Below are 12,087 nucleotides of genomic sequence, written 5' to 3' on the forward strand. Positions count from 1 at the left end.
TATACTCTACTCCTTGAAAAAAAATTAGTCTATTATTTTAATTTAATAAAGAAAGTAATCGATCAGGATAATTCGTTATAATACCATCAACTCCCAAATCTATTAATTCCTCCATCTCTTCCACTTCATTTATCGTCCAATATTGAACAGCTATATTACGCTTTTGTAACGTTTGGATAATTCTTTTTGATGCTAAATCAATTCCAGATTGCTCTAATGGCAATTGAAAGGCATGAACATCAAGTGATACTAATCTATCCAAATAAAATAGATTAGAAATTACATATTTTTTAACCGTATCGGGTCCCGCTCCGATGGCAATCTCATCGCCTGCAAATTCATGGAACCATACTAATACACTTTCATAAAAAGAGTTAATAATGACTTTATCCTCTAAACCATATTCCTTTATCATTTCATATACTTTCCCGGTGAGATCTTTATTTTCAGGTTTAATTTCAATGATCATTGGAAGCTCAGAAAAGTTTTCAAACACTTCTCTTAATGATGGAATCGTTACTCCTTTTCCTCTATATGAAAATTCCCCTTGCTCATCAACAAAATGATAACCTGCATCAAGTTGTTTTAATTCATCTAACGTATAATCTGCAACGTTTCCAGTTCCGTTTGTTGTTCGATCTACAGTTTCATCATGTATAACTACGATTTCACCATCTTTCGTTAAATGGACATCAAACTCTAATGCATCTACACCTATTTCCTTTGCGTTTTTAAAAGCCGTTAATGTATTCTCAGGTGTGATTCCAGCTCCTCCTCGATGAGCTATAACAAAAGGACTTCCTTCACTTACAAACATATTTTTCTCTTGTTTTTTGACAGGTAGAATTTGAAATATAATAAATAAAAAACCGATCACACTTAATATGGAAAAAAACCACTTCATTCTTCGCACACGTTTTTTATTTTTTGTTGTTTGAATCTGAGAATTCATTGCATCACCTATTATTTATATTTTTACACCAAACTAAAATCTATTTCATTCTATCATGTATTTAGATATGAAGATAGATTTTTTTGATCATTTGGAAAACGTTTACATTTAGATAAAATCTAGTATTTCCATAATCATTGTGACCACTATCATTCTTTTATTCAATATGAATCATGTAATCTACTCCTTAAAAAATAGTTGGCACTTTCCTACCCCTTTTATAAATTTACTTTTCTTTCTCAAGCAGTAGAAGGATGAATCACCTCTTCTACTGCTTGATGAACTTTTAACTAGAGGGAGATATAAAAACTCACATTGAAAGATTCTCTTTATTATCTATTCAGTCACAACGACATCATAATTAATGGTGAAATTTTCCCAAGTATAGACGGACAGTTCATACTCGGTTCCTGGTACAAGATCCATCGTATATTCATGAATATTTCCATTTTGCCTAGCCCAACCTACTCGTGTGCCCGTTGCTGCTTCATATAACTGCCAAGTGATCGCATCATTAGCACTTCCAGCCGTTAATATAACAGTGGTGGCACCATTTCCAACAGCAGTAAAGTAATGAAAGTCCTCAACGTTTTGACTATCCAACGTCCCACTTACCTCAAGGATGACACCATCTGGAGGAGTTACAGATCCCACAGTTATGGTAATCGTATCCGTACTTGTAGCTCCCTGATCATCTGTAACGGTTAAAGATACATTGTAGGTTCCTTCGGCAGTGAACGTATGTCTTGTATTTTGACTTGTGCTTGTATCTCCATCATCGAAATCCCATACATAAGACGTAATCGTTCCATCACTATCAGAAGAGCCATCTCCAAAGAAGGTTATCTGTTCACCGACATCTGCAGTTACTGTCGAGCTTTCAGCAACTGCTACAGGTGCATTGTTTGTAGAACCACCGCCTCCGCCTGAAACAGTAATCGTATAATCAAGAGGAGGATAACCAGTCCATGTATAAGCTATAATGTAATAAGTGCCTGCAGATAGATTTGCTGTAGCGTTTCTTAATGGACGAGCAACTACAACCCCACTTGCATCCTCAACTTCTATATTGAAATCTGGACTTGTATAAGTTAAATCAAACGTTACATCACCGCTAGAAGCAACGTCAAATGTAAACCAATCTGTATGATCGCCTGCATCCGCATCAAGATGAGCACTAACACTGTCTGTAAACGCACTAGCATCGGACTTTCTATTATTTGGTTCCGTTTCAGTACCCGAAGAAGGAGGTGCAGTGTTACCTACAGTAATTGTAATCGTATCCGTAGCCGTAGCCCCTTCATTATCAGTCACCGTTAAAGTTACATTATAATGACCTGCAGAAGAGAATGAATGTGTTGGATTTTGTCTGGTGCTTGTAGATCCATCATCAAAGTCCCATGCATAAGATGCAATGGTTCCATCGCTGTCAGAAGAACGATCTCCATAGAATGATACGTTTTCACCGACATCTACACTTGTTGATGAACTTTCAGCAAAAGCTGTAGGTCTTTGATTTGTATTCCCCGAACCATCCCCTGTAAGCAAACCATGAAATACAACATCGTACACATAATTTCCACTTGCATTAACGCTATGGTTTACAAAATAGGCTGTGACCGTTCTATAACCACTCCATTGATTATCCAAACTTCCTAACACCTGATTTACAATGTTGTTCATTTGCTCTCTATCATTTGTTTCTCCAGTTGATCTTCCTCCTTCATATCTACCTTCTACTGTATAAGTATCAAATAAATCTGAAGTATAGGTTCTTTCTGTTACATTACGCAAACTAATTTCACCTGTAATATCAGCGCTGATTGTAGCAAGGGATCTAGTTGAATGATTATCCAAATAATCATTCTCTACTAATACTACTCTACCACCGTCATTAACCAATGCTTGCACATGATCTTGATATTCCGCTTCTAAACTAGAATCCCTCGATAAGTCATCCATATATCTGTCAAATCCTGATGCATCTTCATTACTTATATATTCTTTTACTTGATCAAAAATTTCCATATGATTATTGTAAATAAAATCGTAAAAAGCATAAGAATAATCATAAATGTCCCAAGAACCATAAGTCCCGTGTAAAACTTCATCCAGTGTATAACGATCAGATGGATTTGAATGAATATTTCCTATTTTTGTAGATCTGGTGTCGATCCCTGTTCTAGTAGCACCTGCAAAAAACTCACCGCCACCTTCTTCAACCCATACTAATCGATCGTAATTATACATAGGTGTGTCTCCCCACATACCAGGAACCAAATATCTGCTTTGCAAATAATGGAAATACTCGTGTCTGAACAACTCTTCTAACTCATAGATGCTATCTGCTGGCACTACTCTATCCCAAGTAAAAAATGTTCCCCAACTCTCAATATAAATTCCACCATTATCTGTTCCTACACCATTTAAATGCCAGTTCATACGATATTCATCTCTATCATTATAAATAATAGCCGTTAATATATCATCAGGATTACCTGTTTCAACAGGTTCATCTATTCCATACAATCGATGAAATTGTGCTTTTTCTTCTTTTGTTGCCCAATAGATCCTTTTAATATCATCTTGTGATACTCTATCTCCAGCTTTAATTATGATTTCTCCATTATCAAAATAATAATGATTACCGTAATAGTAATCTTCATAATCTGCTACGATGGCTGCATAGTTGATGTTGCCACCTAAATCATCAACTGCACTCGCAAGTGCTAGATAAATTCCACCATAATAAGGATATAAATTTAATGAATCCTCGAATGTATTTAAAGCAAAATTGGAATTGCTATGAAATTGTCCTTCTTCCGTGATCACAAAAACAGCATTATCGATTAACCATTCATGATCCGTATCTGCAAATTGATTAAAAGTTAAAATATACGCCACTTCATTAAAAAATGTATCTATTTGTCCATGCCATGGAGCTTGATTAGGAGTGTTATAAGATCCTAAACGGTAATTATAGTATAAATTATATTCCAAACCGCTTAATAAGGCATATATCGCGTCCGTTTTAGATAGATCTGTAATATAGTTATCTACTCGATTATTAAAGTAGCTAATGACGGAATAGCCTTCATCAAACATGTCAATATCTGTTGTAGAATGACTAACTAAATAACCTGTATGTTGAACTACCTCCTCTTGCGTTTGAGTTCCAAGGGTAAAATCCCGATTGTTCATCACCGATAGAACAGCTGGGGTTACCTCTCCTCTAAAAGATAAATCTTCTAAATATTCCATATCAGGATCAGGATAATCCCATTGATATAAAAAGCCCTTATTTAGCACTTCCATTAAAGTAGCCAAACCACGATCATCACTATCCGTAAACTGAGAGCCTCTATATTCAATTTCATCAATAAGGTACAACAAACGCTGCCTATCACTATAAAAATCAACTACATCCTGACTATAAGTCCAAAAATCTGAAATTTCATCAGTACTTATCGTTACTAAGACATCTACCAAATCAGCATAAGATAAGCGATTAAGATCATCAAATGTATATTCATGGTTTGAAGCAATACCTACAGATAATTTGTCTAATGTCTTTTGTCCATCAGCTCTTGGTGGCCTAGCTGGACGATACCTTTCTAATTCAGAACTATCTTTTATATGAATGCTTTTTTCATTTTGCAACCTTTGATCTTTTTGAATCGGAAATACAGGTGCTCTTAACTCGTTGCTCATTCTCTGTACTTTAGCATGTTGTGCAGAAACACTATTACTCGAGGGGAAAATAATACTGATAGAAAGTAATAACAGAAACATTTTACTTATAAAATTGTTCTTAAATAATTTCACTAGAATACCTCCACTTTTTATAATTTTTCAAAATCTACTTCTAAGAAACAGCAATAATGACCACCTCCCTTCTTTGTAAACGCTTACATATAATGTCATATTTTATTTTTTCTGTGTAAATATATGAATAACTGTAGAAAAAAGTAGAACTTCATCTATTTTTATCATTAACTACAAATGATTTGATTTAATAGAGAAAAACAATAATGAATAATACTTAGTCTATAAGAAGAATGTTTAAACTGAAGAAATTGAAATATAAATGAATAGAGGCTATAAAATAAAGGAAATTATGGAATATTTGAACATATTTGAATTGTATAAAATAACGTTGAGTTTCCGGTTCTCTTTAATAGAACAGCTCATTACTTACACAGTGATATCACCACCTTTCACACTTTAAACGTCTTAATGTATAATGGTATGACCATATTATATGCTAAATATGACAATTTTTCAACAAATATTGTACTTTAAATTATTATTAACTTCACTTTTTTTGAATCCATTGTGAATAAATGAGATAATATTATTGGATAATTTATTTTTGGAGGTCGTAATATATATGTCGTCATTTATGAAGAAGATGTTATCTAGTATTGGAATTGGATCAGCAAAAGTAGACACAGTATTAAACAATGATGAATTTGTTCCTGGCGAGATCATTGAAGGTGTTGTACATATTGAGGGTGGAAAGGTAGAACAAAAAATTGAAGACGTCTATCTATCTATCGTTGCGACATATACTGAAATAAAAGAGTTTGAATTTGGTGATAAAGAAAAAGAAATGGAAATGACAAAACAAGCGGTGTTAAGTAAAGTTAAAATCATTGATGCTTTTACTATAGGGAAAGGTGAAAGAGTACAATTCCCAATTCAGGTTCAACTTTCATACGATACCCCGTTAACGCTAGGAAAAACCAAAGTTTGGATTCAAACTGGACTAGATATTGATAATGCGATTGATCCAAGTGACAGAGACTATATTAGAGTTACACCTAACCATTTAGTAGATGGCTTATTTAAATCATTGGAGGATATAGGGTTTCGAATGTATGAGGTCGAATGTGAAACTACTAAAACTTTAAGAAACAGACTTCCTTTTATACAAGAGTTTGAATTCAAGGCAAAATCTGGCCCATTTCATGCTAGATTAGATGAACTTGAAGTAGTATTATTTGTTGAAGAAAATAAAGTATCAGCTATTTTAGAAATAGATAGAAAAGCTAGGGGTTCTAAAAGTTTACTATCTGAAATGTTAGAAAAAGACGAAAGTGTTGTTCGTTTCACTTATACTGAGGAAGATATCCCTAATTTACAAAATAGTTTATACGAACTTATTAATCAACATAGTTAATTCCAACAAAGCATCTTAAACTATTTTGATAATAGATTGAGATGCTTTGTTATGATTCTTACATTTTTTAGTTTGAATTACTCTTTTTTAATTCCCTTTATTTTTTTGTGCTTTTGCCCATTCTCTCGTTTTAATCACTTCTGTGCGATCTCTTAATGTATGTTTGTGAATAAGTTCCTTATGCATAAGATCACTGGCGCTTTGCCAGGCTATATTCTTTTCTTTACAAATTTGTTTGCATCTATCTATTAATTGATCATCCTTTAACGGAATATTTAAATCAGAATAATTTTTTAACTCTGTTGATGTTAGTTCCTTCAATCTGTTCTCCAGCTGGATTATAAAGACCTCAGCATCAATGCCTAAAATGTACAGATCCCTTATGTTTAAATTAGTGATTGCACTCTCCATCATTTTAACGGCACCGTTAATATTATTTCTACGTTGATGATACAAGGAAACAGCAACCTGAATCAAACCTATCCAAGCCTCATCTAATTCAGGTCTTTCTTTTTCTTTCCAATATTCTTCTAATATCTCATGACATTCAAAATAGTCACGTTCAGCATGAAAATATATTAAATAATCAATGTATTCCTCTGGGTATTGTGTTTGTTGTGTCATTAAAAATGATCCCTCTTTTCTAATTTTTAGCCTAATATTAGAATGAAATAAATATGCTTCTATTTTATCAAAAATACAAAAAAAAGAAGAGTTTATCAACCAGCCCAACTACACACAATTATAAAATTTTTTAATTAAAATTTAAATGAATTCAACTATGATAGGCTCATATTAACAATAAGGCGGTTCCAAGTAGGTACTCAAACTGATTTAATTAAAATGATAAATGATTATGATCCTGAAGTTATAACTACATTTCCCTTTTTATGTCCTTTTTCAACATACCCATGAGCTTCTGGAATCTCTTCAAACGAATAGAAACTATCTATGACCGATTTTAACTTACCCTCCTCAATAAGCTCTTTGAAGAACATTAAATCTTCATTTGATTCTGATGCTACTCCACTTACTACTTTCTTGTTACCTATCTTTGAAGTCCATAACGTTTGTAATATCTGTCTATAACTAAAGACAGCTAAAACATAGAATCCTTGTCTCTTTAGTGAACTTTTACATCGTGAGAATGAAGTTTTGCCTACCGTATCAAAAATAATGTCGTAGGTTTGACCATTTTTAGTAAAGTCTTCTTTCGTATAATCAATTACATGATCTGCTCCTAAAGATTTGACCATATCTAGATTTGTGGTACCACATACACCTGTAACTTCTGTACCAAAGTACTTGGCAAGCTGTACAGCAAAAGTACCTACAGAACCAGATGCACCATAAATAAGAACTTTTTGTCCGCTTTGTATGTTTCCCTTTCTTAGGAAATATAGTGCGGATATAGCTCCGAAAGGCACGGAGGTGGCTTCCTCGTAAGTCATATTGGATGGTTTTTGTACTACTGCCCCATCTTCACTCATACAAATATATTCAACGTACGTCCCTTTTTTACCATATAATCCATAAACTTGATGCCCTTTTTTAAATCGCTTTACATCTTTCCCTACTGAAACAACTTCTCCAGCAAAATCACACCCTAGTATATTTTTTTTAGGTTTTCTAAAGCCTATAGCCATTTTTGAGATAGGCCAGATAGGCAATGTTTTTCTGGATCCGTTTCGCTTTCTTATATCCCCTGATGTTACTGTTCGAGCATGTACTTTTATCAATACTTCATTGTCCTCGGGAGTAGGTTTTTCTATGTCTTTGAGCTGCAAGACATCCGGTGACCCGTATTTTTCATATACGATCGCTTTCATAAGATTCAGCCCTTTCATTTTTTTTATAAGTTTTACTCCATCATTTATTCGGAAGGTTTAACAGTGAATCTTTTGACCCTACCACTAAACTCTATTGCTCTTTTGCTTACAATTGTTCAAGATCTTCATATACAATGTCATGTATTTAATGTACTAGCGTTTTATTGTTTTAGTGATCTAGTTATATAGTACACCATGTTTATTCGGTTGTCAATAATTTCCTTCTTAATAATCAATATAATGACGCCCTCTTATTTCAAAAAAGGCATGATTTTAAAGATTGTATTGTGAGCACATTTATTTGATTTAAGACGCAATAAAAAAAGACAACGGTTAACTTTTCGCCATCATCATATACCATGATAATTAAAAAAGTCCATCATCTTTTCCCTTTTCTCTAATAGGACATTCTTATACTGTTTCTTCGGCAGCTAATGCATCTGATTTGGTTACATGTACAGTACCAAATGGATGGTTAGGAGGAGCATATATTGAGTAAAGTTTTAACGGAGTATTACCTGTATTGGTTATATTGTGCCATGTTCCAGCAGGTATCATAATGGCATAATCATCAAAGATTCTTCTTTCAAAATCTAAATTTTCTTTACTCTTGCCCATTTGAACAACACCCTGACCTTGTTCAAGACGTAAGAATTGATCAACATTAGGGTGGATTTCCAAGCCAATATCCTCTCCTGCATTTATACTCATCAATGTAACTTGCAAATGATCTCCTGTCCATAAAGCAGTACGGAACGTATTGTTTTCCTTTGTAGCCTCATTAATATCTACAACAAACGGCTCCTGTCCATAATCTTTTAATTGAATTCTTTCTTTTCTATTTGATGATTGCGAATAGCGCCATGGATTATCTTCATAATCAACAATCCAATTTACAGAATGTCTAGCATATTGATATATTGGCACATTAACATAATAAGGATTTTGATACGGATATGAATACACACAAGGAACGTAGTACATTCTTCACAATCCCTTCTGAGATTTATTAAATATTCTATTCACCGTGTTAAGGAAATGTGCTTGACTTCAAGGCGCCTTAGGGGCATTGCGGTAGAGATAAATAACTATCTCTTCTTTGAAGCTAAAAGGAAAAATTAATTCTAATGTTATACCTTTCTTCTATATCATGCATGCTCCTCCTACTTCTTATATAAATTAAGTTGCATCCTTCACAATTAACTATAGTCGGAATACATTCATCAATAAAGATAGTATCTACACTGCTATCTTTCGAACGTGCGTGCAGTATTATTTCCTCTAATATTTTAATATTATAGAAATTAGATTCAATAATATAGAATTCGTCATTATCGTTTATCCAGTTTTGTTGATCATATCTTAACTCATATCCACATACTTCACACTTTTTCAGATAAAAAAACTCCTTTAATATTCGTGAATTATACTATAACAAAAAAGCTTAGATCCCCATCTATTAATTGGACAATTTTACTTCTAATTCGATCTCATTCCACCAGATCAATTCTATATGTTGAACAAGAGGATGTGTTCATCCACTTAAAATCATATTTGTTGTGTAACAAAAAATAAAAGCCGCCGAAATGGGCGGCTTTTGTATTCATAAAATTCTGTTGAATGACATCATAAATTTCATAAAAACTTGTTTCATTTTAGATTTAATAATGACCCTTTATAAAATATTTTCTAGTCGTTTTTTTTATTCCAATCTGCTAAAAATTTTTCAATCCCTTGATCTGTCAACGGATGATTGCAAAGTTGCATGATGACTTTGTAAGGAACAGTTGCAATATGAGCACCGTTCAACGCTGCTTCTGTAATATGAATCGGATGACGAATGGAAGCTGCTATAATTTCTGTATCTAAATTATGTATATTAAATATTTCAGAAATTGTGGAAATTAATTCTATTCCATTATGCCCGATATCATCTAAACGTCCTAAGAAAGGGGAAACATATGTAGCTCCAGCTCTTGCCGCGAGTAAAGCTTGATTTGCACTAAAAATAAGTGTTACATTCGTTTTAATTCCTTCATCAGAAAAAGCTTTAACCGCTTTTAGTCCATCTATTGTCATAGGTACTTTAATCGTAATATTCGGTGCGATTTTTGCAAGCTCTTTTCCTTCTTCAATCATTTCTGGTGCAGTTGTTGCTATAACCTCTGCACTAACTGAACCAGACACAATAGAAGTAATTTCTCGTAGACGATCATGAAAAGAGACATCTTCCTTTGCGACTAAACTTGGGTTCGTAGTTACTCCAGATAATATTCCTACTGCATGAGCTTCACTAATTTCTTCTATGTTTGCAGTATCAATAAAAAATTTCATAATTTTCCTCCTAAGTTAAGTAAAATGTTCTACTACTTTAGTGCATACCCATTTACTACATATCTCTGTAGTGGAAGGTATGTGTAACTTTATTATATCAAACAAGAAAAAATTCACAATGAAGCTTACCAGATTTTTCAACTACTTAACCAATATCATCCCTTTCTATGATGATTTCATATGTATAGGAATAACGGTTTTGTTTTTGTGATTCATACCATAACCATAGCTTTTCTAAAAATGAATTAATATAAAATAAAAGGGGAGCAATCTCCCTATAGTGTCTTTAATCAAACATTCTCACTAGTTGGATTGCTCCTCGTTTCATTTCTTTTAATTACAGTTCTTCTATTTTTAAAGAACTAATTGTATCATTCCCGATAGGATGACTCCTAAAATCTCCAAGCCAGCCATACATCTCTAGAGTATTTCCTTGAAAAACAGGATCTGTGTATAGGGTTACTTTATAATCACCGACAATAAAAATTGAGCTCAGTGAGTTATCTTGAATATTATTTCCTAGAATTTGTATACTTTCTATATACCTATATTCTCCAGGGTCTTTTACTATAATTGATCGTCCGGGTGTAAAATTAAGTTCTTGCCCTAAATAAACACCTTTTGGAAATACTCTAAATGATGACATTAGATTATCCCCTACATCTCCACTACTTCCCGAATATTGATCAAACGTTTTCACTGCTTGCACTCTACCATTATAATCTGGGTGTTCATACAATGTAACACCGTAGTCCCCAATCACGAGTACAGAGGATAAAGTATCACCAGGAAATCCGCATTCATTAGAACTATGGCGACAATTGTAAGGGGTATTAGCATCAACTGGTAGGAAACGTTTATAATTTCCTCTATACGTTTGGATATCGAATAACCATACACCTTCACCATGAAATACACTTATTGATGAAGCTTTATTATCTATATTACTATTTAAATTTGGACCACCATAATTCTCTTTAACTAAAGCATATGCTCCTGACCAGTTATAATTCTCATACAGAGCTGCTGCATATGGACCTACAACTTTTACTGATGATATAGAATCATCTTTTTTAAAATAAACATCTCCTCTTTGATAACCCATCCAATCATTTGCTTGATGGCCACCTGAATCTCTAGCAAATTGCTCATCATTATATAAATCAAAAGATCCACTAAAATCTGGTCCATCAAAAGTATAGACACCATGCCATTTTTCACGTACTTTTATAGAAGAAACAGTTTTTGATCCAATAATCATTTCGTCAAAGTCACGAATATGAGCATAACTGTCCTCGTCGGTGAAAAACGCTTGAGAATAACCTCCATAGTTTGCTTGTGGGTATAGTACAACCCATACATTTCCTTGCACCAACATCGATGACAACTTGTTATCAAAGTCATAACCTGTTTGATTTAAATTTACGGATTGATCCTTACTTACTGTAACACAATCCCCATTGAATCCTGCTTCTGAAAACAGAAATGAAGTTTCTGTCACTGTAAAATGTTGACCAGGCATTCTCACAGCTGAGGATCGGAGGGTATCATCATTATAAAGGACTTCTTTCACAACATAAAATTCTTCATCTGTGTTATCTTTTAATATGTCATATAACTCAGGCGAGATGTTTATGGCATTCGTTTTCCCTACAAATTTACCCACTTCTATTCCACCTGTAGCTGGGTTACCAATATATAAAATATAATACGTACTTTCCCCTGCAGGCATTTGATTATCTGTCAAAGTAAATGGAATGGAACAACCAACGACCAACTGACTAAATTGT

Annotated in this window: 8 protein-coding genes; 1 reads left to right on the top strand and 7 read right to left on the bottom strand. The window is 33.5% G+C overall.

The genetic code is table 11. From position 1 onward, the window contains the following. Positions 1 to 37: 37 nt before the first annotated feature. Together ERL59_RS18740 and ERL59_RS18745 are read right to left on the bottom strand one after the other, a co-directional pair. The gene (locus tag ERL59_RS18740; protein WP_160647771.1) at positions 38 to 952 is read right to left on the bottom strand and encodes a glycerophosphodiester phosphodiesterase; all 915 of its coding nucleotides are present in this window, start codon (positions 950 to 952) and stop codon (positions 38 to 40) included. Positions 953 to 1,288: 336 nt separating this feature from the next. Next, positions 1,289 to 4,777, bottom strand: coding sequence for a PKD domain-containing protein (locus ERL59_RS18745; RefSeq protein ID WP_160647772.1), 3,489 nt, complete (start codon positions 4,775 to 4,777; stop codon positions 1,289 to 1,291). Between the two features lie 565 nt (positions 4,778 to 5,342). On the opposite strand from ERL59_RS18745, the gene ERL59_RS18750 reads away from it, so the two are divergent. Further along, complete coding sequence (locus ERL59_RS18750) at positions 5,343 to 6,134, top strand: sporulation protein (protein WP_201763637.1); 792 nt, start codon at positions 5,343 to 5,345, stop codon at positions 6,132 to 6,134. A gap of 87 nt (positions 6,135 to 6,221) precedes the next feature. Here the strand turns inward: ERL59_RS18750 and ERL59_RS18755 are convergent, their stop codons facing one another. The 5 genes from ERL59_RS18755 to ERL59_RS18775 form a co-directional block, all read right to left on the bottom strand. Continuing rightward, positions 6,222 to 6,758, bottom strand: a complete 537-nt coding sequence (locus ERL59_RS18755) for a DUF309 domain-containing protein (protein WP_160647773.1) — start codon at positions 6,756 to 6,758, stop codon at positions 6,222 to 6,224. A 230-nt stretch (positions 6,759 to 6,988) separates the two neighbouring features. Then, positions 6,989 to 7,963 (bottom strand): NAD(P)-dependent alcohol dehydrogenase, encoded by a 975-nt coding sequence (locus ERL59_RS18760; RefSeq protein WP_160647774.1) that lies wholly within the window; start codon positions 7,961 to 7,963, stop codon positions 6,989 to 6,991. A gap of 411 nt (positions 7,964 to 8,374) precedes the next feature. Beyond that, positions 8,375 to 8,947 (bottom strand): cupin domain-containing protein, encoded by a 573-nt coding sequence (locus ERL59_RS18765; RefSeq protein WP_160647775.1) that lies wholly within the window; start codon positions 8,945 to 8,947, stop codon positions 8,375 to 8,377. Positions 8,948 to 9,652: 705 nt separating this feature from the next. After that, positions 9,653 to 10,297 (bottom strand): fructose-6-phosphate aldolase, encoded by a 645-nt coding sequence (fsa, locus tag ERL59_RS18770; protein WP_160647776.1) that lies wholly within the window; start codon positions 10,295 to 10,297, stop codon positions 9,653 to 9,655. Positions 10,298 to 10,634: 337 nt separating this feature from the next. Further along, a partial coding sequence (locus ERL59_RS18775; protein WP_160647777.1) for a beta/gamma crystallin-related protein occupies positions 10,635 to 12,087 on the bottom strand: 1,453 nt, incomplete at its 5' end.

Source organism: Chengkuizengella marina (assembly GCF_009910845.1).
GTDB classification, from domain to species: domain Bacteria; phylum Bacillota; class Bacilli; order Paenibacillales; family KCTC-33759; genus Chengkuizengella; species Chengkuizengella marina.

Bases quoted from the DNA above. Each gene is read 5' to 3' on its own strand.
- ERL59_RS18750 (WP_201763637.1), top strand. From the start codon at position 5,343: ATGTCGTCATTTATGAAGAAGATGTTATCTAGTATTGGAATTGGATCA.
- ERL59_RS18760 (WP_160647774.1), bottom strand. From the start codon at position 7,963: ATGAAAGCGATCGTATATGAAAAATACGGGTCACCGGATGTCTTGCAG.
- ERL59_RS18765 (WP_160647775.1), bottom strand. From the start codon at position 8,947: ATGTACTACGTTCCTTGTGTGTATTCATATCCGTATCAAAATCCTTAT.
- fsa (WP_160647776.1), bottom strand. From the start codon at position 10,297: ATGAAATTTTTTATTGATACTGCAAACATAGAAGAAATTAGTGAAGCT.
- ERL59_RS18740 (WP_160647771.1), bottom strand. From the start codon at position 952: ATGAATTCTCAGATTCAAACAACAAAAAATAAAAAACGTGTGCGAAGA.
- ERL59_RS18755 (WP_160647773.1), bottom strand. From the start codon at position 6,758: ATGACACAACAAACACAATACCCAGAGGAATACATTGATTATTTAATA.